The organism is Massilia sp. W12 (assembly GCF_037300705.1).
Lineage (GTDB): Bacteria > Pseudomonadota > Gammaproteobacteria > Burkholderiales > Burkholderiaceae_D > JACPVY01.
Genome location: NZ_CP147776.1, coordinates 710,594 through 736,328, shown reverse-complemented (window position 1 = coordinate 736,328; position 25,735 = coordinate 710,594). Strand labels below are relative to the sequence as shown.

Annotated in this window: 20 protein-coding genes and 1 other RNA gene; 5 read left to right on the top strand and 16 right to left on the bottom strand. The window is 58.5% G+C overall.

The window, feature by feature from the left end:
- Positions 1–86: 86 nt before the first annotated feature.
- Positions 87–1,034 carry a 2-dehydro-3-deoxygalactonokinase gene (locus V8J88_RS02930; protein WP_338847675.1) on the top strand — a complete coding sequence of 316 codons (948 nt, stop codon included), beginning with the start codon at positions 87–89 and terminating at the stop codon, positions 1,032–1,034.
- Positions 1,035–1,043: 9 nt separating this feature from the next.
- On the opposite strand, the gene V8J88_RS02925 is transcribed toward V8J88_RS02930, so the two are convergent.
- Positions 1,044–3,098 carry a PAS-domain containing protein gene (locus V8J88_RS02925; protein WP_338847674.1) on the bottom strand — a complete coding sequence of 685 codons (2,055 nt, stop codon included), beginning with the start codon at positions 3,096–3,098 and terminating at the stop codon, positions 1,044–1,046.
- Between the two features lie 272 nt (positions 3,099–3,370).
- Positions 3,371–3,709, bottom strand: an RNA gene (gene rnpB, locus V8J88_RS02920) — RNase P RNA component class A.
- 118 nt (positions 3,710–3,827) lie between these two features.
- Here rnpB and V8J88_RS02915 point away from each other — a divergent pair.
- A complete protein-coding gene (locus V8J88_RS02915; protein WP_338847673.1) occupies positions 3,828–5,528 on the top strand; it encodes a thiamine pyrophosphate-binding protein in 1,701 nt (566 codons plus the stop codon).
- Positions 5,529–5,735: 207 nt separating this feature from the next.
- On the opposite strand, the gene V8J88_RS02910 is transcribed toward V8J88_RS02915, so the two are convergent.
- On the bottom strand, positions 5,736–6,692 hold the full coding sequence (locus V8J88_RS02910; protein WP_338847672.1) for an amino acid ABC transporter substrate-binding protein: 957 nt from the start codon (positions 6,690–6,692) through the stop codon (positions 5,736–5,738).
- 113 nt (positions 6,693–6,805) lie between these two features.
- Entirely contained in the window at positions 6,806–8,626 is a 1,821-nt protein-coding gene (locus V8J88_RS02905) for an ABC transporter ATP-binding protein/permease (RefSeq protein WP_338847671.1), read from the bottom strand.
- 71 nt (positions 8,627–8,697) lie between these two features.
- Here V8J88_RS02905 and V8J88_RS02900 point away from each other — a divergent pair, with 71 nt between their 5' ends.
- From V8J88_RS02900 to V8J88_RS02890, 3 genes are read left to right on the top strand one after another with little or no spacing between them, the layout of a single operon-like run.
- A complete protein-coding gene (locus V8J88_RS02900; protein WP_338847670.1) occupies positions 8,698–9,192 on the top strand; it encodes an acyl-CoA thioesterase in 495 nt (164 codons plus the stop codon).
- A 12-nt stretch (positions 9,193–9,204) separates the two neighbouring features.
- Positions 9,205–10,791, top strand: coding sequence for an alkaline phosphatase D family protein (locus tag V8J88_RS02895; protein WP_338847668.1), 1,587 nt, complete (start codon positions 9,205–9,207; stop codon positions 10,789–10,791).
- Between the two features lie 4 nt (positions 10,792–10,795).
- The gene (locus V8J88_RS02890; protein WP_338847666.1) at positions 10,796–12,847 is read left to right on the top strand and encodes a P-loop NTPase fold protein; all 2,052 of its coding nucleotides are present in this window, start codon (positions 10,796–10,798) and stop codon (positions 12,845–12,847) included.
- 29 nt (positions 12,848–12,876) lie between these two features.
- On the opposite strand, the gene V8J88_RS02885 is transcribed toward V8J88_RS02890, so the two are convergent.
- The 12 genes from V8J88_RS02885 to bamB all read right to left on the bottom strand — a co-directional run bounded on the left by V8J88_RS02885 (position 12,877) and on the right by bamB (position 25,722).
- Complete coding sequence (locus tag V8J88_RS02885; RefSeq protein ID WP_338847665.1) at positions 12,877–14,037, bottom strand: alkane 1-monooxygenase; 1,161 nt, start codon at positions 14,035–14,037, stop codon at positions 12,877–12,879.
- 241 nt (positions 14,038–14,278) lie between these two features.
- The gene (locus tag V8J88_RS02880) at positions 14,279–15,457 is read right to left on the bottom strand and encodes a lipase family protein (RefSeq protein ID WP_338847664.1); all 1,179 of its coding nucleotides are present in this window, start codon (positions 15,455–15,457) and stop codon (positions 14,279–14,281) included.
- A 21-nt stretch (positions 15,458–15,478) separates the two neighbouring features.
- On the bottom strand, positions 15,479–15,937 hold the full coding sequence (locus V8J88_RS02875) for a DUF6795 domain-containing protein (protein ID WP_338847662.1): 459 nt from the start codon (positions 15,935–15,937) through the stop codon (positions 15,479–15,481).
- A 316-nt stretch (positions 15,938–16,253) separates the two neighbouring features.
- Positions 16,254–16,793, bottom strand: a complete 540-nt coding sequence (locus V8J88_RS02870) for a phosphoribosyltransferase (RefSeq protein WP_338847661.1) — start codon at positions 16,791–16,793, stop codon at positions 16,254–16,256.
- Positions 16,794–16,908: 115 nt separating this feature from the next.
- Positions 16,909–18,222, bottom strand: a complete 1,314-nt coding sequence (locus tag V8J88_RS02865) for an adenylosuccinate synthase (RefSeq protein ID WP_338847660.1) — start codon at positions 18,220–18,222, stop codon at positions 16,909–16,911.
- Positions 18,222–19,379 (bottom strand): ATP phosphoribosyltransferase regulatory subunit, encoded by a 1,158-nt coding sequence (locus tag V8J88_RS02860; protein ID WP_338847659.1) that lies wholly within the window; start codon positions 19,377–19,379, stop codon positions 18,222–18,224. Before V8J88_RS02860 ends, V8J88_RS02865 begins: the two co-directional genes overlap by 1 nt.
- Before the next feature lie 38 nt (positions 19,380–19,417).
- The gene (gene hflC, locus V8J88_RS02855) at positions 19,418–20,314 is read right to left on the bottom strand and encodes a protease modulator HflC (protein WP_338847658.1); all 897 of its coding nucleotides are present in this window, start codon (positions 20,312–20,314) and stop codon (positions 19,418–19,420) included.
- Positions 20,314–21,570 (bottom strand): FtsH protease activity modulator HflK, encoded by a 1,257-nt coding sequence (gene hflK / locus V8J88_RS02850; protein ID WP_338847657.1) that lies wholly within the window; start codon positions 21,568–21,570, stop codon positions 20,314–20,316. The genes hflC and hflK overlap by 1 nt, the downstream gene beginning before the upstream one ends.
- 10 nt (positions 21,571–21,580) lie before the next feature.
- Positions 21,581–22,708 (bottom strand): GTPase HflX, encoded by a 1,128-nt coding sequence (gene hflX / locus V8J88_RS02845; protein WP_338849988.1) that lies wholly within the window; start codon positions 22,706–22,708, stop codon positions 21,581–21,583.
- 21 nt (positions 22,709–22,729) lie between these two features.
- Positions 22,730–22,966: an RNA chaperone Hfq gene (gene hfq, locus V8J88_RS02840; RefSeq protein WP_338847656.1), complete on the bottom strand. Its 237-nt coding sequence runs from the start codon at positions 22,964–22,966 to the stop codon at positions 22,730–22,732.
- A gap of 245 nt (positions 22,967–23,211) precedes the next feature.
- A complete protein-coding gene (gene der / locus V8J88_RS02835; protein ID WP_338847655.1) occupies positions 23,212–24,570 on the bottom strand; it encodes a ribosome biogenesis GTPase Der in 1,359 nt (452 codons plus the stop codon).
- A 6-nt stretch (positions 24,571–24,576) separates the two neighbouring features.
- Entirely contained in the window at positions 24,577–25,722 is a 1,146-nt protein-coding gene (gene bamB, locus V8J88_RS02830) for an outer membrane protein assembly factor BamB (RefSeq protein ID WP_338847654.1), read from the bottom strand.
- Positions 25,723–25,735: the final 13 nt, after the last annotated feature.

Below are 25,735 nucleotides of genomic sequence, written 5' to 3'. Positions count from 1 at the left end.
AGCTGCCGGCGCGCAGCATTCTCCGTACAATTGATTGTCATATCGATAACAATCGGGCTGTCCTCATACGCCCGTCAGGAGAGAGAATGAATCCCGGATACACACCCGTGATCGGCATTGACTGGGGCAAACGCAACCGGCGCGCCTGGCTGCTCGACAAACATGGCCAGATGCTGGGCCAACACCTGGATGACAAAGGCGATTTATCGCGCGAATCCGAGTTTGAAGAAGCGCTGCTCGAATTGATGGACATGTGGGCCTTGCGGCATGCGGATGTCTTGATTTCCGGCATGGCAGGCAGTCGCGAAGGCTGGCTGGAAACCCCCTATCTGCGCGCGGGACAGGATTTATCCATGCTCGGACAAGGGTTATGTGAAGTCAAACTCAAGCGCCGTGAACTGGCGCAAACCCGCTGCCGCATTGTGCCCGGCGTCTGCTACACCGATGAGAGCGGTTTGCCGGATGTGATGCGCGGCGAAGAGACATTGCTGTACGGCGCCGCACTGCAAGGCGCAGGACATGGCTGGGTGGTGCTGCCGGGCTGGCACAGCAAATGGGTGCGGCTTGAATACGGCGCGGTGCGCGAGCTGGAAAGTTATATGACGGGCGAATTATATGATTTGCTCGGACGGCAAGGCTCACTCGCCAGCCTGACCATTATGCGTCAGCACGACCAGGGACGCTTTGAAGCCGGCTTGCGGCGTGCTGGCAGCGAGGCCGCCGCGCTGACGCATGAAATCTTCACCTGCCGCGCGCTGGTGGTGACAGATCACATGCCGGCCTTGCATGCCGCCTCGTATCTGTCCGGCCTGCTGATCGGGGCCGAATTGCATGATATGCAGCGGCGCATGGGGGCCGGAAAACATCCGCCCGCTGTGCACATCATCGCCGATATGCATCTGGCCCAGCGTTATGCGCAAGCATTGGATTTTTTTGGCATCAGACATCAACACTGGGATCCGGAACAATTGTACTTGAGCGCTTTGCGCGCCCTCGCCGGCCTGCCGCCAGGCCAGGACAAGGCGGCGGCATAATACTGCGCGTCAATCCGCCTGCGGCGGCGCAATCAGCGGCAAATCCAGCAGAAAACTGGCGCCGCGCCCGCTTGAGCTGTGCACACTGACCTGCCCGCCCAGCAGCGAGGTGATGATGTTATACGAAATCGACAAGCCCAGGCCGGTGCCGCCGCGCCCCACTTTGGTGGTGAAAAAAGGATCGAAAATACGGTTTTGGATGTCCGGCGCAATGCCGCAACCATCGTCATGGAACTCCAGCAAGACGCGCGGCGATGGTTTTTCCAGCGCTGCGCCGGGGCCTCTGGCGGCGCGCGCCGGCAACAAGCGCGCCGACAAGCGCATATGTCCGCCGCGCCGCCCCTCATAGGCATGCAGCAGCGAATTATTGACCAGATTGGCGATCACCTGCTCCAGCGGGCCGGGGAAGCTGTCCATTTCGATTGCGCCATCGATATCAATCACCACCTCATGCCCGCACTGATCGATTTTTTCCTGCAGCAAATCAATCGTATCCTGCGCCAGCGCAGCCAATTTGAAAACGCCGCGCTCGGCGCCGGCCTGATCAATCGCAATTTGTTTAAAGCGGATGATCAATTCCGCCGCTGTGCCCAGATTGCGTAAAATCAAGGCGCTGGCGTCCGCCGCCTCTTCCAGATAAACCGAAAGATCGGTGCGCGCCACGCCGCCGGCTTCCAGCCGCCCGCGTATCATGCCGGTCGCATCCTGCAGCGCGCTGGCCATCAGCAAACTGTTGCCCAAGGGGGTATTCAATTCATGCGCCACCCCGGCCACCAACGCCCCGAGCGCCGCCAATTTTTCACTACGCACCAGATCGGCGCGGGTTTCCTGCAATTCTTTGACTAAGCGCGCCAGCTGGGCATTGCTTTCGCACTGCGCCAATTCAGCTTGTTTGCGGTCGGTGATATCGGTCAGCGTCGTGATGAAAACCGCCAGCTTGCCATCAATCGAAACCGGCTTGCCCTGCACCAGATGCGTGCTGCCGCTCTTGCTGGTGCGCTCGTAACGGTGTTCGCGGAAAGACCGGATCTGGTTCATGCGCGCCATGATTTCGCGCTCGGTTTCAGGCGATTCGCCATCGCCGCGCGCCGCCATCAAACGCAACAGGGTTTCAAATTCCACCCCACGCACAAATGATTCCTGCGGCAAGCCCAACATATGCGCCAGAGTCGAATTCCATAATTCAACGCGCAATTTTTCATCAAACACACAGATGCCCTGCGGCAGATTTTCCAATACCGCTTGCAACAGCACGGATTGGCGGCGCAATTTTTCCGCCATCACATGGCGCGCGGAAACATCCAGGTAGGTGGTGACAAAGCCGCCCTTATCGCCATGCACAATCGGCGCGCCCCGGATCTCCAGCACCGCGCCGTTGTTGCGCGTGCGCTCAAACAAATGCGCTTCAAAACGGCGCGCGCGCTCAATCATTTGTTCCAGCAGGGCTTCCGGATCGCTCACCTCACCATATTCGCCGCGCGCAATATTGAAGCGGTAAAGATCCGGCAAACTGGGCGGGTTATCAGGCTGGAACTGCTCTTCGCTGAATTCAAACATATCGAGCAAGCCGCGATTCCACACCACGAAACGCAGATCTTTGTCGATCAAGGACACGCCGCCTGGGAAGTTATCCAGCAAAGATTGCAAGACCACGGTTTTATCCTGCAATGCCTGCTCGACGCGGCGCTGGGCGCTGACGTTGCGCAACAGCAACACATACCAGCCTTTTTCATCCTGGGGCCAGGGTTTTTTGATGATTTCCGCCAGAAATGGCGCGCTTTTGCCGGGTTGCAACCAGCCTTCAATGACTTCGCGCTCTTGCGGCGGCAAGGCCAGACGCTCCAGCAAAGCGCTGCAGGCGGCCCCGACCTGCTCCGGACAGGCGGCCAGCAGGCGCACCAAAGACATGCCGCACAAATCCTGCTGCGCCATTTGCAACAGATTCACCGCCGCCACATTGCACGCCAGGATACGCCCGCCCTGCATCACCAGCATCGCCTCTTCACTCAGGTCAAGCATGGTGCGCAGCATCGCATCCGGCGCAAGCCGGGCATCGCTGGACACACAAGACACCTGGTCATGAGGCATAAGTCGTCAACACCAAGGAATAGATGAAAAGTGCACAAAATTTTTGTGCAGGCCAATACCGCAAAGCAATATCAAACACATTGAAACAACGACTCCGGCGACAAGCCGGCAATTCGCCTCATTTTACTCCTATAGAGAGGGATTGTTTCTGCAGTTCTGTGCAGATGGCGAAACGATAACCGGCAGTCATTCATCAGCGCGGGATTTTATTGTTGTTTTTATATCGTTCGCATGGTCTGGGCGAAAGGAATTGAAGCAGGCCGGTAGGCCGGATTCTGTTACGGCGGGCAAGCCCGCTATGACAGCCATTCATCTAGACCCGGAATTACTCCCGGGTTCAAGCTTCCTACCCGCACGCTCCGCGAGCAACATCAACGCGTGCCTATTTGGAATTGCTCCAGGTGGAGGTTACCGCGTTTCACCGTAACTGAATACGCTCGTCTCTGTGGCCCTGTTCCTCGCCTTATACCTGGCAACCAGGCTTTCAGCGGACGGTCGTTAGCCGTCACCCCGCTCTGTGGAGTCCGGACCTTCCTCCCGCCGGCAGATTTTTCAATCTGCCGGCCAGCGGCTGTCTGGCCTGCATCAGGCCGCATTGTAGCAGGGAATCCGGACGCACCCGCGCAAAGCTGCAAATGGCATAGCGATTGCCCCGATTTTCTGTTACGGTATCGTTCTTTTGCAAAACACCCCCGCGACACCACAATGACTACCTCCCGAACTGGCGGCCAGATCCTGGTCGATGCACTGGCAGTACATGGCGTTGAAATCGCCTTTGGCGTACCCGGCGAAAGCTATCTGGATGTGCTGGATGCGCTGCATGACTCGAATATCCGTTTCATCATCAACCGCCAGGAAGGCGGTGCGGCATTCATGGCCGAAGCCTATGGCAAATTGAGCGGCAAACCCGGCATTTGTTTTGTCACGCGCGGCCCCGGCGCAACCAATGCCTCAATCGGCGTGCACACCGCGTTTCAAGACTCGACGCCGATGATTTTATTCATCGGTCAGGTCGGCAATGACTTCATCGACCGCGAAGCCTTCCAGGAAATCGACTACCGCCGCATGTTCGGGCAAATGGCGAAATGGGTGGCGCAAATCGACCGCGCCGAGCGCATCCCCGAATATCTGGCGCGCGCCTTCCAGGTCGCCTGCAGCGGCCGCCCCGGCCCGGTGGTGTTGGCCTTGCCGGAAGACATGCTGATCACACGCGCCGACGTGGCCGACAGCAAGCCGGCGCGCCCGACCCAGCCGCAAGCCGCGCCGCAACAAATCGACGCCGTGCGCAAGCTGCTTGCGCAAGCGAAAAATCCCCTGCTGCTGTTAGGCGGCCCGGGCTGGCATAACGAAGCCTGCGCAAATATCGCCAGCTTTGCCGAACGCAACGGCCTGCCGACCGCATGCGCCTTCCGCTTTCAGGATTTGCTGGACAACCATCACCCGAACTACATCGGCGATGTCGGCATCGGCATCAACCCCAAACTTGCCGCGCGCGTGAAAAACGCCGATGTCTTGCTGGTGCTGGGCGCGCGCCTGGGGGAAATGACCACCAGCGGCTACACCTTGCTGCAAGCGCCCACCCCGAGCCAAACTCTGATCCATGTGCATCCCGACCCGGATGAGCTGGGCAGCGTATATCAGGCCGAGTTGATGATTTGCGCCGGCATGGAAAGCATGGCGCAAGCCCTGGCGCAAATGGCTCCGCTGGATCAGCCGGCCTGGCGTGAGCAACTGGCGCAAGCCAAGGCCGAACTGGCCGCCTGGCAGGCGCGTCCGCCGGTATTCGCCAGCAATGAAGCGCCGCTTGATCTGTGGCAAGTGGTGCAAGAAGTGATTGCGCAATGCCCGCGCGACACCATCATCACCAATGGCGCCGGCAATTATGCATCCTGGGCGCACCGCTTCTTCCCGTATGGCGGCAAGCGCACGCAGCTGGCCCCGACCAATGGCGCAATGGGCTATGGCGTGCCCGCCGGGATCGCCGCCAAGATTTGCCAGCCGCAACGCACTGTGCTGACATTTGCCGGCGATGGCGATTATTTGATGAATGGTCAGGAATTGGCGACTGCCGTGCAATACGGCGCCGGCGTCATCATCCTGGTCTTCAATAATGAGATGTATGGCACCATCCGCATGCATCAAGAGCGCGACTATCCGGGCCGGGTGAGCGGCACCACGCTGAAAAACCCGGATTTCGCCGCCCTGGCGCGCGCTTATGGCGCCCAAGGGGAAATCGTCAACACGACCGGCGAATTCGGCCCGGCCTTAGCGCGCGCCCTCGCCTTCACGCGCGAACACAGCCTGCCGGCCATCATTGAATTGCGCTACGACGGCAATTTGATCACCCCCAACGCCACACTGGAAACCATCCGCAACAACGCGCAGCAAGCCAAGGCCAAGAGCTGATGCGTCAGCAAAATGCGGCCAGCGCGGCAGGCAGGCGCTGGCTGTGAGATAACAAACCCCGCTTTTTGACAAAGGCGGGGTTTGTTTTTTGGCAGGGATGCGAGTCAAGCGCGATGCCACCCGCCTCACAAGGCATTGTGATCCCGGCTCCCGCTTACCCATAAAAAACGGGGGCCGCAGCCCCCGTTGCCTATTTGCGCAAGCAGATTATTTCTTTTTCTTGCCCAGATTTTTTTGCGCTTCCGGCACCACGGCATAGGCTGCAGGGTCGCCGGAGTCGGTCGGTTTGGCGAACACGGCGCGCATTTGCTCAGGCATCGCGAATTTCAGATTCACGCCGCGCGGCGGAATCGGGCTTTGGAACCATTTGGTGTAAATCGCATTGATGTCACCCGAGGTATATACGTTCGCAATCGCGGTATCCACCACCTTTTTGAAGGCGGCGTCATCGCGCCGCATCATGATGCCGTAGGGTTCCACCGACAGCGCTTCTTTGGTGATTTCATAATCATTCGGGTTCTTCGAGTTGGCGGCTAAGCCGGCCAGCAGGATGTCGTCCATGGCAAACGCCACCGCACGCCCGGTTTCCACCATCAGGAAAGATTCAGCATGGTCTTTCGCGATCAGGATGTTCATGCCCAGGTTTTGCTCGCCGTTCATGATGGTGATCTGCTTCAGATTCGCTGTGCCGGCGGTGGACACCACGTTTTTACCCTTCAAATCCGCCAAGCTGCGGATGTTGGAGGATTTTTTCGCCAGCAAACGGGTGGCGGTGACAAACATGGTGGGCGCAAACGAGACTTGCTTTTGACGCTCCAGATTATTGGTGGTGGAACCGCATTCCAGATCAATCGTGCCGTTCGCCATCAGCGGAATACGGGTGGCCGAAGTGACAGGGTTGAGCACGGTTTTCAATTCGCTCATGCCGAGGTGACGCTGCACCGCTTTCACCGCCTTCATGCACAGGTCGATCGAATAGCCTTGGTAGGATTGCTTATCGTCAAGATAAGAAAACGGAATCGAAGAATCACGCACACCCAGGGTGATGGTGCCGGACTCTTTGATCTTTTTCAAGGTGCCGGTCAATTCTTGGGCGCTGACTGCTGCATGGCCGCTCAACAGAGCGCTCCCGCACAGAATGGCAATCGCAGTGGATAGTTTCATGTTTTCTCCTGTATTGGCAAACGATCGGCTAGGCTGCCGTCGCTGCGCAGTGTAGCACTTTGCCTGCCGATTTTGCGCGCACTACGGGAAAATACTTGCCCATATGCAAAGCTTCACGCAGCAACATCTTCCAGCGGGGCTTGTTGTCTGGCCCACATTTGCGCATACACGCCGCCTGCCGCCAGCAGTTCGGCATGCGCGCCGCGCTCGACGATGCGGCCATGCTCCATCACCAGGATTTGATCGGCATCGACAATGGTGGAGAGGCGGTGCGCGATCACCAGGCTGCTGCGGTTTTTGGCGATTTCGCGTAATTCGCTTTGAATCGCCTGCTCGGATTTGGAATCGAGCGCTGAAGTGGCTTCGTCCAATATCAAAATCGCCGGATTTTTCAGCAAGGTGCGCGCAATCGCCACACGCTGTTTTTCGCCGCCGGAGAGTTTTAAGCCGCGTTCGCCCACCACGGTGTCATAGCCGTCCGGCAGGCTCTGGATGAAATCGTGAATGGCGGCGGCGCGCGCGGCGGCTTCGATTTCATCCTGGCCGGCGTCCGGCCTGCCATAGCCGATGTTGTAGCGGATGCTGTCATTGAACAGCACTGTGTCTTGCGGCACGATGCCAATCGCGGCGCGCAAGCTGGCCTGGGTCACGCTGCGCAGATCCTGGCCATCAATCGAGATGCGTCCCGCGCCCACGTCGTAAAAGCGGAACAGCAGACGCGCCAGGGTCGATTTGCCGGAGCCGCTGCTGCCCACAACGGCGGTGGTCGTGCCGGGAGCGATGCTGAAATCGACATCAAACAGGATCTGGCGCTTGCTTTCATAGCTGAAATCCACATGTTCAAAGCGGATGTGGGCGCCATGCAAATGCAGCGCCGGCGCGTTTTCCGCGTCCGCCACTTCACGTCCCTCGCGCCAGAGGGCAAACAGTTTTTCCATATCCGCCAGGCTTTGCTTGATTTCGCGGTAAATCACGCCGAGGAAGTTGAGCGGCATATACAGTTGCAGCATGAATGCGTTCACCGCCACCAGATCGCCCAGGGTCATGCTGCCCTGCTGCACGCCGAGCGCGGCGCGCCACAGAATCAGGGTCAGGGCGATAGCGATGATCAGCGATTGACCGCTGTTTAAGAGGGACAGAGAGGATTGCGACTTCAAGGCCGCCGCTTCATATTGTTGCAAGCCGGCGTCGTAGCGTTTGGCTTCCCAGGCTTCATTGCCGAAATATTTCACTGTTTCATAATTGATCAGGGCGTCGATTGCGCGCGTGTTGGCGCGTGAGTCGAGTTCATTCATATTGCGGCGGAATTGCGTGCGCCAGTCTGTCACCAGCACCGTGAAGGTGATGTACAGCAGCAGCGCGCCGCCGGTGATCAGGCTGAACCAGATGTCGTAATTCAAGGCCAGATAGCCCAGCACCAGGCTGATTTCCACCAGCGTCGGCAAGATATTGAACAGGGTGTAGGAAATCAGGGAGGAAATCGCGCGCGTGCCGCGCTCGATGTCGCGCGTCAAGCCCCCTGTTTGACGGTTTAAGTGAAAGCGCAGCGAGAGGCTGTGCATGTGCTGGAAAATCGAGAGTGTGATATTGCGCACCGCACGCTGGGTGACGCGGGCGAACATCCATTCGCGCAGCTCGGTGAAGATGGTGGTGGACAAGCGCAGCGCGCCATAGGTAAGCAGGATGCCGACCGGCAATAAGACCATGCCGCGCGCGCCGGATTCCTGCAGCGCATCAATCATTTCCTTTAACACCAGCGGCACGCCGACCACCGCCACCTTGGCGGCAAATAAAAACAGCATGGCCAGCATGACGCGCCATTTGTACACCCACAACCAGGGCATCAGGGTTTTGATGGTGGCCCAATCATTGCGCGGATCAGCAGATGGCGCAGCAGGCAGGGGCGTTGAGGACGAAGAGGCGTGGCGGCGCATAGTTTTGGCGGATTGTGCGGTTTTATGTTCCAATGCAGCAAGTATCGCACGCTTTCGCTAACGGGGAATATATGGAACAGGACAAACAGCATGGCGCAGTGGCGCCGGGGCCGGTCAGAGGTCTGCCGCCGGGACGCATCCCGGAATTGCGCGTGGTGCCGATGCCGGCGGATGCGAATGTGCATGGCGACGTGTTTGGCGGCTGGATTATGGCCCAGGTCGATATCGCCGGCGCGCTGGCGGCGACGCGGCGCGCCAATGGCCGCGTGGTGACGATTGCGGTGAATTCCTTTCTCTTCAAATATCCCAGTTTCATCGGCGATTTGCTGTCTTTTTATGCCGAAATCGTGAAAGTCGGAAATACCTCGATTACGGTGTATGTGGAAGTGTTTGCCGAGCGCAACCGGCTGCAGGCGGATTGCGTCAAAGTCACCGAGGCCACGCTGACCTATGTGGCCACAGACGAACAGCGCAAGCCGCGCAAATTGCCGCCGCTGGAAAGCTTGCACGGCCATGCGCCGGATCTGCCGGATCATTTGAAAGTGCATGATGCGGCCAAGGAATAAACACTGAGCACAATGGATAAACGGCATTTTTTACAGGCTGCCGCCAGCCTGCCCTTGCTGGCGCTGCCTGCCGGCTTGCTGCGCGCCGCGCAGGCGGGACAAGTCAGCAGCGCACATAAAGCGCGCCAGGCGGACTACCCTTTTTCGCTCGGTGTGGCGTCCGGCAGCCCGCTGCCGGACAGCGTGATTTTATGGACCCGCGTCTTGCCGCAGATCTTCAACCCCGCCGCCAGCGGCGCTGCTGCGCTTGGTTTGCGCTGGGAAGTGGCGCATGATCAGGCTTTCCGCCAGATTGCGGCGGCAGGCCGCTGTGACGCCTTGCCACAGTTGGGACACAGCGTGCACGTCGATGTGCGCGGCTTGCAGCCGGGGCGCTGGTATTGGTATCGCTTCATGCTGGGCGATGCGGTCAGCCCGACCGGGCGCACGCGCACCGCGCCGGCCGCGCATGAATTGCCGGCGCAATGCAAGCTGGCGCTGGCCTCTTGCCAGCATTGGGAATTCGGCGCCTTTGGCGCACATCGGCAGATTGCCGCCAGCGCCCCGGATCTGGTGGCGTTTCTGGGCGACTATATCTACGAATGGGGGCCGTACAGTCTGACGCATCCGGCCAGCGCAGCGCGGGTGGATGAGAGTTTTACGCTGGAACAATACCGTGCCCGCTATGCGCAATACAAATCTGACCCGGATTTGCAAGCCGCTCACCATGCCGCGCCCTGGGTCTTGACCTGGGATGATCACGAGGTGGCGAATGATTACGCGAATCTGGTGGATGAGCGGCTTGATCCGCAATTCGCCGCGCGCCGCGCTGCCGCTTACCAGGCGTATTACGAACATTTGCCGCTGCGCGCGCAGATCAAGCCGGGGGCATCTTTTGCCAGCTTTCAACTGTATCAAAGCCTGGATTGGGGACGTCTGGCGCGCTTGTATTTGCTGGACAACCGGCAATACCGCGACGGCCAGGCTTGTTTGAAGCCAGGCCAGGGCGGCTCAACTTCGGTCACCCCGGCTTGCCGCGCCCTGCACGATGCGCGCCGCAGCATGTTGGGCCGGCAGCAGGAAGCGTGGCTGCAAAAGAGTCTGCAGAACAGCCCGGCGCGCTGGAATCTGCTGCTGCAGCAAACCATTATGGCGCGCAACAGCCAGCTGCCGGTGAAAGATGCGGCGGGCGGGCGCTATTGGACAGACGGCTGGGATGGTTATCCGGCGGCGCGTCAGCAACTCTTGCAGCACTTGCGCCAGGTGCGCAATCCGCTGGTGATGTCGGGCGATGTGCACACTTTTTACGCCTCCAATCTGGTGGCCGATTTCAACCGCCCGGTGAGCGCGGCGAATCCGGTGCTGGCCACCGAGTTTTGCGGCAGTTCTGTCACCTCCCCTTCGCGCGCGCAAAGCCGCACTGATCGTTATCTGGCGGATAATCCGCATACCCGCTTTGGCCGCAGCGATGTGCGCGGCTTTATGTTGCAACATATCAGCCCGTCTGCCTGCCGCACCGAATATCTGGCGCTGGAAGATGTGCGGCGCGCTGATTCTGCGCTGTATCAATTGGCCGCGTTTATCACTGCAGATGGTGAGCGCGGCATTGTGAGAGGATAAGCCGATGAATCTGGATGCCGATGTCGCGCGCAGTCAGGAAGATCCCTTCGGGCGCGCTGAGTTTGCCGCGCAACTGGCGCAATTTTTACGCCAGGCCCCGCAACAAGACAGCCTGGTGCTGGGCTTGGAGGGGGAATGGGGCGGCGGCAAGAGCTGGGTGATTGAGCGGGTTTGCAAGCTGCTCAAGGCGCGCGGCGATACCGTGGTGCTGCAATTCAATCCCTGGTTAATCGGCTCGGAAAATGAATTGATCGCGGCGTTTATGGATGAGCTGGCGGCGCAGCTGCACGAATTCGCTGAAGTCGAAAGCAAGCTGTCCAAGGAGTTGAAAGGCTTTGCGCGCAGCCTGGCGGCGTATGGCGAAAAGCTGAGTTATTTGAAATATCTGAAATATGTGCCGGGCGTGGCCCCAATCGGCCAGTTTGTCGCAGACCACGAAAAAGAAATCCGCGAAGGGCGTGAGATTTTGCAAAAATTGGGGGCCGAATCGCGCCCCAGTCTGCATGGCGCGCGCAAGCAGATTCAGCAAGCCTTGCAGGCGCTGGATAAAACCGTGGTGGTGGTGATTGATGATCTTGACCGCCTGCGCAAGCAAGAGATTCAAACCATGGTGCAGCTGGTGAAAGCGGTGGCCAATTTCCGTGGCGTGCATTATCTGCTGGCGTATGACGCGCGCTATGTGGCGCAGGCGATTTGCTATGACGGCAATATCGCTTCCGGTTTTGCTTATCTGGAAAAGATTGTGCAGTTGGCCTGTCACCTGCCCCCGCTCACGCCCTGGATTTTCCGCGATTGGCTGCATGCAGAATGTCTGCGTTTTCTGGCGCAACAAAGCTGGCGCCCGAGTCCGTTTGAAGAGGCGCAATTGGATGAAGCGATGTGGTTTGTCTCGCGCTTATTGCGCCATCCGCGCGACGCCAAGCGCTGGTTAAACCGCTTGCGCTGGGTGTTTGGCAGCCTGGAAGAGCGCTTGAATCTGGGCGATGTGCTGGTGATGGAAGCGCTGCAAATCGTCACGCCGGAAACCTTGCGTGTGCTGTTCAAGTCGCCGCATTATTTATTTGCGCCGCGTGAAATGCATTTCGCCGCGGATGAATATGGCCTCTACAGTACGGCGGATACGCGCAGCGCCTGGCGTGAAGTGGCCGCGCCGGAAGAGGAGGTTCAGCGCGCCCTGTGCTGGCTTTTTCCGCAGCTCGAACACAGCGATTTCGCCTATACGCCGGATGCGGATGCGCATGCCCATATGCGGCTGCAATTGCATACCCATTTCCGCATGTATTTGAATATCACCAGCATGCCGGCCAAGCATGACGGGCGCATGGTGTGTGAGTTGCTGCAAGATCCGGTGCGCTATGCGCGCCTGCCGAACCGCTTTGTGAACCATCAGGAATTCGCCCAGTTTTGCCACCAGATTCTGGATTTTTTAAGCCTGCAGAATGTGCGCGATGCGGCGCATTTTTTCAACTGTATTTGCCAAACCGCGAGCCAGTGTTTTACGCGCGATGTGCTGGCCGCACATATCGAAATTTGCGCCCGGGTATTGCGCCGCCTGCTCGATTTGATGGCGCCGGAAGCGCAAATGCGCGCGCTCGACAGCATGCTCAGCAGCGCCCCGCTCTCGCTCAGCGGCGTGGTGTTGCAAAGGGCGGATTTGCACGTCACGCATGGCGATGCCTGGCGCACAGCTTTGCAGGAGCAGGGTTTGCGCTTTCTGGAAAAAGATAATGTGTTTGTGCTGTTGGCCTGCGTCGAACAGCGCCTGGGTTTATATGCGGCGCGCCGTTTGGTGCGCCAGGCCTTGAGCGCGCGCCAGGATCTGGCTTTGTTGAAAACCGATTTTGAACACAAACCGCCGCCTGCAGATTGGCCGGCCTTGTGGCGCTTTTTACCGGCGCCCGCTTTGATGCGCGCCCGCCTGCAGCAATGGCATGAGCGCGGCTATCAATTTGCGCTCACCATCAGCTGGCTGGAAACGCCGGAAGTGTTGGCGCAATGTGCGCAATTGCGGCGCAGTCTGGCCGCGCAGATGCGCCAGGCCAGACGCACGCGATGAGGCTGAGCCTGGCGCTGGCGGCGGCTGATTTACTTGCCGGCGCCGTCCAATTGATAGCGCTGTATCAGGGCCTGTTTGCGTTTCGGGTCAAAATTGATGCGGCGCGCATCAAAGCCGACAGTTTCCAATAAACGCGCATCCATCACCTTAAACCACAAGGGCGGCAGATAGGCCAGCACGAACATACCGAAATAGCCATTCGGCAATTGCGGCGCATCATCAAAATGGCGCAGCGATTGATAGCGCCGGGTCGGGTGTGCGTGGTGGTCGGCATGGCGCTGCAGATGCAGCATGGCCCAGTTCGATAAAAGCTGATTGCTGTTCCAAGAGTGGCGCGGCGAGCAGATTTCATAGCGGCCATTGGCGTCTTTTTGGCGCAGCAGGCCATAGTGCTCAATATAGTTGGCGGTGGTCAGCTGGAAATTGCTCCAGAAGGCGGCGCCCAGCATAAACGGCAGTGCGCTCCAGCCCAGCCAGAGCAGCAGCAGGCTGTAAATCAGCAAGGTGCCGGCGGCGGCCTGCAGGATTTTATTTTGCCCATGCCAGACCGGCAGGTTGAGTTGCGCCAGACGTTTCTTTTCCAGCGCCCAGGCGCGCAGCAAGCCGCCCGGCATTTCACGCAACATGAAGCGATAGATATTTTCCCCCATGCGCGAGGAGGCGCTATCTGCCGGCGTGGCCACATCGCGGTGATGGCCGTGATTGTGTTCGATATAAAAATGGCCATAGCCGGTCATCATCAAGACCAGGCGCGCCAGGCCGCGCTCGAAGCGGCTTTTCTTATGCCCCAATTCATGCGCCAGATTGATCGCATAACCGCCCAGGCCGCCACAGGTGAGCGCGCCGGCGATTTGCACATGCAAGGGCAGTTGATGTTGGGTGAAATACCAGATGCCGCCGATATAGCCCAGCCACAGCAGTGGGGCCAGAGCGAAGGTGATGTAGCGGTAATACGGATCAGCTTCAATCTGCGGCACGATTTCTTCCGGCGGATTGCTGCGGTCGGCGCCTATCCATAAATCCAGCAGGGGAAAAATGATGTAACTGAGAACAACGGGAAGCCAAAACACGGCATAGCTTTGGGTCAGTTGATACAGATTCGGGCCGCTAAAACTGATGCCGGGTATGAGTAGCGATAGAAACCACAAGAAGCGCTTTTGGTCGCGGTAAGGCTGTGCTGCAGCATGCATGAAATCCTCCTGAATTGTCTCGCCCGCTGTTCTGCGCTGCTGCATTCCGGTCGGCCTTAGCGTCGGTTCAGCGTGGAAAAACTGTATTGCAATACAGTTATAATTTTAGGTTTACCTTCAGGCAAACGGAAGGACAGTATGCACACAGCATTGTGCGCTGTAAAGGGGGAAAATCGGCTGCGGATGGAGGATGTTGCGGGAATGCTGCACAGCCCACCCTGGCGGGTGGGCCGCCAGGGCATCAGAACAGCCGCTGCAATGCAGTATGTGCGATTTGCGACATGACGTTGTACAGCATATTTAAAACCCAGCTGATAAATTGCACGGTGAGGCTGACGGTCTTCACCACGGCGCGGCCGAGGAAGCGCAGAATCGCGATCATCAGATTCCCGACATAGCTCGACACTTGCACCGAGGCAGCGGCGCCTTGATACAGAATCTGCGCCAGACGATCCATCACCGTGACGCCGATCAGGGCAGCTGAACCGGCCACCACATTGGTGGCTGTGCCGATTTTGTCCAGAATCCAGTCAATGCATTTCATCAACATCCAGAGCGTGCCGGCAGACAGCATTTTGCACACGCCGCCATTGGTGGCGGCAGCCTTGAGCCAATCTTCCGCCTGTTGCCAGCTGGACGGCTCCGGATTGGTGCGGATCAACCCATCCCAGTTCATGTCGCCAATGGTCTGGATGTAGTTATCCATGAAGTGCGCATTGACTGAAATGCTGGCGCCATTCCACGGCAGGGAATATTCGTCACGATTGATCGGGGTGTGCGAAAACGGAAAAATCGGCACCATCGAGACCACGTCTGCGCTGTGATGCACACGGAACATATTTTGCGTGCCCAGTTTTTGCGTCAGCGAACGGGAAAAACCGGTGAAGCCGACGCGCGGGCAGCCAAAGGTGTACAACTTGACCGGGGTTCTTTGTTCAGACAGAAAATCAGCCGTGATGGTGGCCAGCGCGCCGCCCAGGCTGTGCCCGACCACATGCACGGTAGCCGGTTTGTTGCTGCCTGCAATGGCTGCCGCGATGTCTTCTTTGAAGGAATCAAAGGTGCGATGAAAGCCGGCATGCACCATATAGCCGGACGGGCCGCGCGTTACGCTTTGCACCAGGTCTGTCACGCCATCAAAAAGCGAGGCAGTACCACGGATTGCAATCAATAATTCATTCGAGCGGTTGCCCACGCCGGAAGCGATGAAACCAAAACCGGAACGTGCGCGCAGGAAGGTTCCGCCGCTGGTTCCGTTCATACGCTTGCCGCCATTGAGTGTGAACATGCCATTGATGTCGAACGCGGTATCCAGCCCTTCAACGCCGCGCGCCACGCGCAAATCCCAATCCGCGTCTTTGCGCAAGTCATAGACTTTTTTCGCAATCTGCGCAGCTTGTTTGGGGGTCAATGCTGTCATTTCTGTCTCCTTGGAAGTTTTTTATTGCGGCTTGCATAAGCCCCAGATGTCTTTGTCAAGATATGCGCCTGGCTTATCCTGCAGGTCGCAAACGAATTTGAGCGGTTTGCCATGCAACTCGCCGTTGTCGTCGTAATTGTGTTTGTTCAGATTCCAGGCCATGAATTCTTTGCCTTCATGGTGAATCCTGATAATTTGGGAGATCACCGGCTCATGTGGAATAAAGGATGCTAAAAACGCACCCTTTTCCGCTCGCGGAAATTGAAAGCGGCCATTGCTGTCGCTTTGGGTTTCTTCCACCACCTTTTTATCATCCCAATGCCAGGTGTATTCGCGCACCACCTTGGCCCCGGCTACCGGCTTGCCGCCTTTCACGACTTGCGCCGTGACAGCGGAAAACATCACTTTGCCACCCATTGCACATGCTCCCAGACTTAAACTGCTCAACAGAATTGCGACAAAAAAATTGCGAAGACTCATGATGCCCCTTAACACAGCCCGGACATGCGTCCGGCGCAAAAAAGAACTTGGATGCGGGGAAAGAATTGAAGCGGCTGAAGGATGTGGAGTTGCTTTATTTCTTAAAAGAAATAGAAACAATGGCATTTAGCCATCTTTTCAGCTTGCACAATATGAATCATTGTGCCCTCCTGTATTGGCTTTGTAAAGCCACTTTTAGAAAATGGTGGCAGGTAACTTTAGCTGCAAACAGCGCTGCGTGGTGCGCAATCCGCCTTAGCTGCTGAGGGGGAATGCGCCGGGCGCGAGGCCCGGCGCAACTTACTGCAAATGATTTTCAGACTTCGCCCTTTTTCAGCCAGGCCGCCAGTTGATGCGGGCGCAGGCCGTCGTATTCTTCAAACGGCTGGTGAATCCAGGGATTGTGTTCGAGGAAATCGACATAATAATCAGGACGCACGCTGGAGCAGGCTTTGCACCAGATCACCGCCGATTTCACTTCCGTCACGTCCGGGTAGAAGTCTTTCAAATGCTGTTGCACGCGCTTCAAGGTCACGCCGGAGTCAGCCAGATCGTCCACCAGCAACACGCGGCCGGACAGGTGTCCCTTGGTCATGGTTATGTATTTGCCGATGTCGAGATCGCCTTGCTTGGTGCCGACATCTTCGCGGTAGGAGCTGGTGGAGAGAATCGCCAGCGGCACATCAAAGATGCGGGAAATCACATCGCCGGGACGCACGCCGCCGCGCGCCAAGCACAGCACATGGTCAAATTTCCAGCCGGATTCATGCACCAGCAGGGCAAGGCGCTCGATTAAGCGGTGATATTCTTCCCAGTTGACCCACAAATGGGCATCGTCATTTTTCGGGGGCGTCATGGTTTTTCCTTTCTTCTTGTCGTATCAAGCGCCTTTGGCCATCAGGCTGCGCTGAAAAAAATGCCGCCTGCGAACAGGCGGCTTTGATAGTGTGCGCCTGACAGGCGCGGTTGCATCACTTAAAGGGGTGACGCAAGACGATGGTTTCTTCCCGGTCTGGGCCGGTGGAAACCATGTCGATCGGCACGCCGATCAATTCTTCGATGCGGGCAACGTAGGCGCGCGCATTGGCCGGCAATTCGTCCATGCTCTTCTTGCCCACGGTGGCTTCAGTCCAGCCCGGCATTTCTTCATAAATCGGTTCGCAGCGCGCGGCTTCTTCCGCACCGACCGGGAAGATATCGACTTCACGGCCATCCAGTTTGTAGCCGGTGCACAGCTTCAGGCTGGGCAGGCCGTCCAATACGTCGAGCTTGGTCAAGCAAATCCCGGACACGCCATTGATTTGCACCGAGCGGCGCAGCAAGGCGGCGTCAAACCAGCCGCAGCGGCGCGCACGGCCTGTCACCACGCCAAATTCATGGCCGATGGAAGACAGGTGTTTGCCGACGCCCTGATCAGTCGGCAATTCGGACGGGAAGGGGCCGCCGCCGACACGGGTGGTATAAGCCTTGGTGATGCCCAGCACGTAATGCAACATATTCGGGCCAACGCCGGCGCCGGCGGCGGCATTGCCGGCCACGCAGTTGCTGGAGGTGACGAAGGGATAGGTGCCGTGATCGACGTCGAGCAGGCTGCCTTGCGCGCCTTCAAACAGCAGATTCGCGCCGCCTTTGTGCGCAGCGTACAGTGCGCTCGAAACGTCTGTCACCATGTGCTTGATGCGCGGCACTAAAGCCAGCGCGTCATCCGCCACTTTTTGCACATCCAGCGCAGCCGCTTTCAGATATTGGGTCAGCACGAAATTGTGGTAGTCCAGGTTGTCGCGCAGTTTTTCGATAAAGCGGGATTCATTCAGCAAGTCGGCGACGCGGATCGCGCGGCGCGCCACTTTGTCTTCATAAGCCGGGCCGATGCCCTTGCCGGTGGTGCCGATCTTGGCTTCGCCGCGTGCGGCTTCGCGCGCCGCATCCAGCGCCAGGTGGTAAGGCAGAATCACCGGGCAGGCTTCGGAAATCTTCAGGCGCGATTCCACTTCCACCCCGGCGGCTTGCAGCTTGTCGATTTCGCGCAGCACGTCAGGCACAGATAACACCACACCATTGCCGATATAGCAGGCCACGCCGGCGCGCATGATGCCGGAAGGAATCAATTGCAGGGCGGTTTTCTGCCCGCCGATCACCAAGGTATGGCCGGCATTGTGGCCGCCCTGGAAGCGCACCACGCCTTGTGCGTGATCAGTCAGCCAATCAACGACTTTACCCTTGCCTTCATCGCCCCATTGGGTGCCGATGACGACCACATTCTTTGCTTTGTTAGGATGTGACATCAGTTTTCCTGGTTAGTGAGTATCCAGTTGCCATCGCGCGCACGCACCAGCGTACGGTCGCAATCAAATTCTTCCTGTTCATTCTCGTGTCCAGGCAGAGACTGGATCACGATTTCGCCGGCGGCGCGCAATTCGCGCACGGTGGCGCGCAGGGCCGGGTCTTCGTCCCACGGCGCGCGGATCGAGGATTTGCGCACGGCGCCCGGCAAGAGCCGCGCCAATTCGCGCAAATCCAGCGAAAAGCCGGTGGCCGGACGGGCGCGCCCGAATGCTTCGCCGACATGGTCGTAACGGCCGCCGCGTGCGACTGCGTTGGGCAAGCCCGGCACATAGATCGCAAAGGTGACGCCGCTTTCATATTGATAGCCTTGCAGGTCGGCTAAATCAAGCGTGACGCGGGCCGGGCTTGCGCTGCGCGCCAGGGCTTCCAGCTCATCCAGCGCTTTGGCGATCGCCGGCAGCGCCGGCAGTTGCGCGCGCGCTTGCGGCAAAATGCGCAAATCGCCATACAGCTCAGGCAGTGCGAGCAAGGCGGCGCGGGTTTGCGGCAGGAAGCTGCGGCCCAATTCCAGCAGGCCGGGAATGTCTTTGGCGCGCAACAGGCTGATGATCTGGCTGCGCTGCGCGGCGGCGGCCGGGTCTTGTTGCAAGAGCGCGCGCAAAATGCCGACGTGGCACAAATCGATGCGCATTTCTGTCACGCCCGCTAAACGCAGCGAGGCCAGCGCCAGTTCTTGAATTTCAGCATCCGCCTCCAGGCCGGCGTGGCCGTACAATTCGGCGCCGATTTGCAGCGGTTCGCGCGTCGCGTGCAGCCCCGAGGGACGGGTATGCAATACGCTGCCGACATAGCACAGGCGGGTGATGGATTGGCGGTTGAGCAGATGGGCGTCGATGCGCGCCACCTGGATCGTCATGTCCGGCCGCAAGCCGAGGGTGCGCCCGGACATTTGATCGACCAGTTTGAAGGTGCGCAAATCGGTGTCTTCACCCGCGCCGGCCAACAGTGAATCGAGGTATTCCAGCAGGGGCGGCAAGACCAGCTCATAGCCATAAGAGCGGAACTTGTCGAGCATGGCGCGGCGCAATTCTTCAATTTTGCGCGCCTCCGATGGCAAAACATCGGCAATATTTTCTGGGAGCAGCCAATTCGGCATGATCTTGATTCCTGGCGCCCCGGGCCGGGGCGCGTATCTTATTTCTTCTTAGCGGAGGCTTCGCCTGCGCCATTCGTGCCTCTGAAATACTTGAAGAAGTCAGAGTTGCTGTCGATCACCATCACGTCGCCATGGCCACGGAAGGAAGCGCGGTACGCCTCCAGGCTGCGGTAGAACTTATAGAACTCCGGGTTTTGACCAAACGCATCGCCATAGATCTGGGTGGCCTTGGCGTCGCCTTCACCGCGAATGGTTTCCGCTTCGCGATAAGCTTCAGCCAGGATTTCGGTGCGCTTGCGATCGGCTTCCGCGCGCAGTTTTTCAGATTCAGCCACACCGGTCGAGCGCTTTTCATTCGCCACTTTGACCCGCTCCGCCTTCATCCGCTCGTACACCGAGGTGTTGATCTGATCGACATAATCGACCCGCTTCAAGCGCACATCGACGATTTCCACACCGATCTGACGCGCTTCTTCAGAGACTTTTTTGCGCAAAGCGTCCATCACCTTGCCGCGCTCGCCGGAAATCACATCGCGCACATTGCGCTTGGTGATTTCCTCGTTCAAGGCCGCTTTGACGATTTGCGACATACGGTCTTCCGCCCGCTTTTCATCCACGCCAAAGCTGACGAAGAATTGGCGCGGTTCGGTGATGCGCCATTTGACGAAAGAATCGACCACGATGTTTTTCTTTTCCGCCGTAATGAAGCGGTCGGCGTCGGTATTGTCGATGGTGCGTATGCGTTTATCCAGCGACACCGTGTTTTGGAACGGCGGCGGCAGCTTGAAATTCAAGCCCGGTTCGGTGATCACGCGCTTGGCTTCACCCAGCGCAAACACAATCACATATTGCCGCTGATCCACCACAAACATGCAGGAGTACACCAGCATCAGCACCAGGCCGAGCGTGATTAAATGAGAAATCAGGCGGTTCATCAGCGGCTCTCCCGTTCACGCACATCGGCTTTACGCGATTCGCGCGCGCGCACATCAACATTTTGTTCCGGCGCCTGCTGGCCGCTGGCAGCTTGCTGGGTGCGCACCGCCTGCTGCGCCGCATGGTCTGCAGCCGCGCCTTGAATCAGTTTATCCAGCGGCAAATTGATCAAATTATTGCCGGTCTTGCTGTCCACCATGACCTTGGTGACATTATTGAAGACTTGTTGCATGGTTTCCAAATACATGCGGTCGCGCGTGACGGTCGGCGCCTTGGCGTATTCGGTCACCACTTGCTTGAAGCGGGCGGCATCACCGCTGGCGGTTTCGACCACGCGCGAGCGGTGCGCTTGCGCATCGAGCAGCATACGGGCGGCCTGCCCGCGCGCTTTCGGGATCACGTCGTTGGCGTAGGCCGCGCCTTCGTTTTTCAAACGCTCCATGTCCTGCCCTGCTTTCACCGCATCATCGAAGGCGTTTTGCACCTGCTCAGGCGGCTGCACGTTTTGCATGGTGACGTTGACCACCTGCACGCCGCTCTTGTAGCGGTCAAGAATCTGCTGCATCAGCTGGCTGACGTCGTAGGCGACTTTTTCACGCCCTTCGTACAGCACATAGTCCATCTTGCCTTTGCCCACCACCTCGCGCACCGAGGTTTCGGCGATCTGGCGCAGGAAGCTGTCATCATCGTCGCGCGTTTCGCGGTTATTGAAGATCCAGTCTGAGGGGTTTTTCAATTTGTATTGGACGGCGAATTGGACTTCGACGATGTTTTCATCATCTGTCAACATCAGCGCTTCTTTCGCTTCCTTATTCTTGGCGCTGCGGCGGTAACCGACTTCCACCGTGCGCATTCTGGAAACATTCACCACCTGATGGCTTTCAATCGGGCTGGGCCAGCGCCAGTTGAAACCGGCGGGCGCAGTGCGGCTGTATTTGCCAAAGGTCAGCACCACGGCGGTTTCGCCTTCGAGCACGATGAAAAAGCCGCTGGACAGCCATAAGAACCCGGCCACCACCATCACCACGCCGATGCCAACGCCTACGCCTTTGATTTCGGCCGGCTCGTTATTATTGCCGGAAGGCGGGCGCGGGCCTTGCCCAAACATCGAGGACAGGCGGCGGTTGAAGTCGCGCCAGAGCTGATCCAGATCGGGCGGGCCATCGCCCGGTCGGTTGCCATCTGCGGCAAAAAAGGGCGCGCGGCGCCCAATGCGCAGGCGGCCCAGCCAGTTTGAAAGGGATAATCGCTTCATATTCGCGGTCTTAGGTCAGATGGGCGTGGGATAACGGGGGGTCTTGCGGCGCCTCACGCACTTTTTCCACATGTGCGCTGGCGTATTCTGCAATCGCGGCACGCAGCAAATCCAGTCCGGCGCCATTCCTGGCGCTGATGAAAACCCGCTGGATTTTACCATACTCGTCGCGCTCGATTGCCGGCTCAAGGGCGGCGGCGTCGATCTTGTTCCATACCAGAATTTGCGGCACATCGCGTGCGCCGATTTCATCCAGCACCAGATTGACTTGCTCAATCTGCTCCATGCGCACCGGACTTGCCGCATCCACCACATGCAAGAGCAAATCAGCATGGATGGTTTCTTCGAGCGTGGCGCGGAAAGCCGCCACCAGGGAGTGCGGCAATTCGCGCACAAAACCCACGGTGTCGGACAGCACGACGCTGCCGACTTCCTGGTTCAGATAAATCTTGCGCGAGGTGGTGTCGAGCGTGGCGAACAATTGATCCGCGACGTACACGCCGGCCTTGGTCAAGGTATTGAACAGGGTGGATTTGCCGGCGTTGGTGTAGCCGACCAGGGAAATTGAAAAGGTGTGATTGCGCGCACGCGAACGGCGCCGGGTTTCGCGCTGGCGTTGCAGCCGTTCGAGTTGGGCGCGCAGCATTTTGACGCGTTCGCCCAATAATCGGCGGTCGGTTTCAAGCTGGGTTTCGCCAGGGCCGCGCAAGCCGATACCGCCTTTTTGCCGCTCCAAGTGAGTCCAGCCGCGCACCAGGCGGGTGGCCAGATGTTGCAGCTGGGCCAACTCAACTTGCACCTTGCCTTCATGACTTTGGGCGCGCTGGGCAAAGATATCCAAAATCAGGCTGGTGCGGTCCAGCACCCGGCATTGCAACAGTTTTTCCAAATTACGCTGCTGCGCCGGGCTTAAGGCATGGTTGAAAATCACCAGATTGAGCTGCAGATCCGCGATCGCATGACCGATTTCTTCCGCCTTGCCGGAACCGACGAAATACGCCGGATCCGGGCTGCTGCGTTTGGCTGTGACCACGGTGACCGGTTCAGCTCCGGCTGAGCGCGCTAGTAGCACCAGCTCTTCGAGACTGGCGGCAAACTCGCCCTTGCCAAAGTCTACCCCGACCAGGGCCGCACGGATCTGCTCTGGCATTGGCTCGCCTTATTCCTGTTCGGAGTCAAGAGAAAGATTGACTGCGCGCGCCGGCACCACGGTAGAAATCGCGTGCTTGTACACCATTTGCGTCACGGTGTTGCGCAACAGAACCACGTATTGATCAAAAGATTCGATATGGCCTTGCAGTTTGATGCCGTTTACCAAATAGATCGAGACCGGCACATGTTCCTTGCGCAAGGCGTTCAGAAATGGGTCTTGTAACAATTGCCCTTTGTTGCTCATAACAGCTCCATCGTGTTGTTGTAGTCAAATTTGGAGATGACTCGATTTATTTCAAGTACAGCTTCCATTTACCCTTGTCAGGACAATCCGCGCTGGCAGCGCCCTGACGCCACACGCAAACGATGTGTGGCTTGCCTGCATCCGGTTGGCCGGAAAACTTGCATTGTGCCCGAGTTCCAGGATTTCCGCATTGGGAATTCACTGAGAATCCATCAGGCAAAGTATCGTATGACGCAGCCGCCCGCTTATTTCTTTTCCACTACAAACGGGTTTTTGCTGCTGCGGAACTCGATACGTAAAGGAGTGCCGACCAGCGAAAAAGTTTCCCTGAAATGTTTTTCCAAAAAGCGGCGGTATGGTTCGCTGATCGCTTCCAGCGCATTGCCATGGATCACAATCACAGGCGGATTCTGTCCGCCCTGATGGGCATACCGCATCTTGGGACGGATCGATCCCTTGCGTTTAGGCTCTTGCTTTTGCACTGCCTCTTCCAGCGCGCGCGTGAGTTTGGGCGTGGGCAGCTTGGCGGTGGCGGCGGCGTAAGCGCCATTCACCGACTTCATCAAAGGCCCGATGCCGCTGGCCCTCAAGGCGGAAATAAAATGGGTTTTGGCAAACGAGAGAAAATCGAGTTTACGCTCTAAATCCATTTTGATCTGGTCGCGCTGATCGACATCCAGGTCGTCCCACTTATTCACCGCCACCACCAGGGCGCGGCCTGACTCCAGAATAAAACCGGCGATGTGCGCATCCTGTTCAGAAATGTCCTGCCGCGCATCAAGCAGCAAAATCGCGACATTCGCTTCGGAAATCGATTGCAGCGTTTTGACCACTGAAAATTTTTCAATCGCCTCAAACACTTTGCCCCGGCGGCGGATGCCGGCGGTGTCGATCAGGACATATTGCCGCCCATCGCGCTCAAACGGGATTTCAATCGAATCGCGTGTGGTGCCCGGCATATCGAAGGCGATCACGCGCTCTTCGCCAACCAGGGTGTTGATCAGGGTCGATTTGCCGACGTTGGGCCGGCCCACCACGGCGATTTTAATCGCCCGGCCCAGATCCTCTTCTTCATCCGGCGCAGCTTCTTCCAGCGCAGGCGGCTGCGCGCCTTCAACGGTGTCCAGCGCCAGATTCAGCAAATCCAGCACGCCGTCGCCATGGGCGGACGAGATCACCAGCGGATCGCCCATGCCCAGCTCATAAAACTCCGCCGTCACCGAGGTGTAGCGCATGCCTTCGGCTTTATTCACCGCCAGCAGCACCGGGCGGTTCGCCTTGCGCAAAAAGTCGGTGATCGTTTTGTCGTGCGGGGTCAGTCCCTGGCGTCCATCCACCAGGAAAATAATGACATCCGCTTCGGCCACCGCCTGCTTGGTCTGGCGCGCCATTTGATACAGGATGCCTTCTTTGGCGACCGGCTCAAAACCGCCGGTGTCGATCACCAGAAACGGGCGTTCTCCCATGCGTCCCTCGCCATAATGGCGGTCACGCGTCAAGCCCGGCAAATCCGCCACCAGCGCATCACGCGAACGGGTTAAGCGGTTGAAAAGTGTCGATTTGCCGACATTCGGCCTCCCGACTAATGCAATAACAGGTTTCATCTGGCCTCAATCTGCCGCCAGCGCAAGCACTGCGCCGTTTTTGGTTTGCAATATCAGCCTGTCGTTCGCCACCAGCGGCATGCCGGGCGTCGGGCTGCCGTCGCCTGGCAGACGGGCCAAAAAGGCCCCGTCTTCACGCGACAGGAAATGGATAAAGCCTTGGTAATCAGCGACGGCGACGGCGCGCCCGATCGAAGCCGGGGCGGACAGGCGGCGCCAGGCCAGCTTGTCATTGCGCCACAGGCTCTTGCCTTCACGGTTGAAGGCGGACAAGCTGCCTTTTTCATCGCTGGCGAAGACAAAACGCTCGTCCACGCTCATACCGGCGTCGCTGGAAAATTCTTTGCTCCAGCGCAGCTGGCCATTGGTGCGGTCATAACAGGCCAGTTTGCCCTGATAAGTGACTGCGCAAATTTCACGTCCGGCCAGCACCGGCGCACCGGCGAGGTCGGTGACGCGTTCGAGTTCGGTAGCGCCGCGCGGCTCAGCCACCGCCACTTCCCAGCGCACGCTGCCGTTCTGTCCCGACAGCGCAAGCATGCGCCCGCCCGGCATCGCCACATACACATTCCCGGCGTCAATCGTCAGCGCGCCGGAATTGCGCAAGGTCAAGGGCGGCGCAATGCGCTGCGCCTGCCAGCGGCGGGCGCCGGTTTCGGCGTCATAAGCGGTGATTTTATTGTCATGGCTGCGCACTGCGACCAGACCGCCGCCGACTGCCGGCGCGGACAGCACTTCGCTGCTGGCTTGCGCGCTCCAGCGCAGCTTGCCCTGGCCGTCATATGCCTGCAAACCGCCTTTTTCAGTCGCCACCACCACCAGATTGCCATCGCTGGCGGCGCCGACGCCGCCGGTCAGGCGTTGCCCGGTCTGGATGCGCCAGGCCGCTTTGCCGGAAGCCACATCCAGGCGCGCCAGCGCGCCATCGGCAGCCGCCACAAACAGGCTGTCGCCGGCTTGCGCCGGCGAGAATGCGTAATCGCCCGAACTGCCAATCGCGTAACTCCACACCTGGCGCACCGCCATGCTTGGTTTAAACTCGCTCAGCTGGGCCGGCGGATTGCGCGGCGGATCGGCAAAAGGATTGAGCGAACTGCAGGCGCTTAAACTCAACACGCCGCACAAGGCCAGCAACAGACCGTTTTTTTTCATATCGAGTCCCCGC

Coding starts and splice junctions, on each gene's coding strand:
- V8J88_RS02930 (WP_338847675.1), top strand. CDS start 87: ATGAATCCCGGATACACACCCGTGATCGGCATTGACTGGGGCAAACGC.
- V8J88_RS02915 (WP_338847673.1), top strand. CDS start 3,828: ATGACTACCTCCCGAACTGGCGGCCAGATCCTGGTCGATGCACTGGCA.
- V8J88_RS02910 (WP_338847672.1), bottom strand. CDS start 6,692: ATGAAACTATCCACTGCGATTGCCATTCTGTGCGGGAGCGCTCTGTTG.
- V8J88_RS02905 (WP_338847671.1), bottom strand. CDS start 8,626: ATGCGCCGCCACGCCTCTTCGTCCTCAACGCCCCTGCCTGCTGCGCCA.
- V8J88_RS02900 (WP_338847670.1), top strand. CDS start 8,698: ATGGAACAGGACAAACAGCATGGCGCAGTGGCGCCGGGGCCGGTCAGA.
- V8J88_RS02895 (WP_338847668.1), top strand. CDS start 9,205: ATGGATAAACGGCATTTTTTACAGGCTGCCGCCAGCCTGCCCTTGCTG.
- V8J88_RS02890 (WP_338847666.1), top strand. CDS start 10,796: ATGAATCTGGATGCCGATGTCGCGCGCAGTCAGGAAGATCCCTTCGGG.
- V8J88_RS02885 (WP_338847665.1), bottom strand. CDS start 14,037: ATGCATGCTGCAGCACAGCCTTACCGCGACCAAAAGCGCTTCTTGTGG.
- V8J88_RS02880 (WP_338847664.1), bottom strand. CDS start 15,457: ATGACAGCATTGACCCCCAAACAAGCTGCGCAGATTGCGAAAAAAGTC.
- V8J88_RS02875 (WP_338847662.1), bottom strand. CDS start 15,937: ATGAGTCTTCGCAATTTTTTTGTCGCAATTCTGTTGAGCAGTTTAAGT.
- V8J88_RS02870 (WP_338847661.1), bottom strand. CDS start 16,793: ATGACGCCCCCGAAAAATGACGATGCCCATTTGTGGGTCAACTGGGAA.
- V8J88_RS02865 (WP_338847660.1), bottom strand. CDS start 18,222: ATGTCACATCCTAACAAAGCAAAGAATGTGGTCGTCATCGGCACCCAA.
- V8J88_RS02860 (WP_338847659.1), bottom strand. CDS start 19,379: ATGCCGAATTGGCTGCTCCCAGAAAATATTGCCGATGTTTTGCCATCG.
- hflC (WP_338847658.1), bottom strand. CDS start 20,314: ATGAACCGCCTGATTTCTCATTTAATCACGCTCGGCCTGGTGCTGATG.
- hflK (WP_338847657.1), bottom strand. CDS start 21,570: ATGAAGCGATTATCCCTTTCAAACTGGCTGGGCCGCCTGCGCATTGGG.
- hfq (WP_338847656.1), bottom strand. CDS start 22,966: ATGAGCAACAAAGGGCAATTGTTACAAGACCCATTTCTGAACGCCTTG.
- der (WP_338847655.1), bottom strand. CDS start 24,570: ATGAAACCTGTTATTGCATTAGTCGGGAGGCCGAATGTCGGCAAATCG.
- bamB (WP_338847654.1), bottom strand. CDS start 25,722: ATGAAAAAAAACGGTCTGTTGCTGGCCTTGTGCGGCGTGTTGAGTTTA.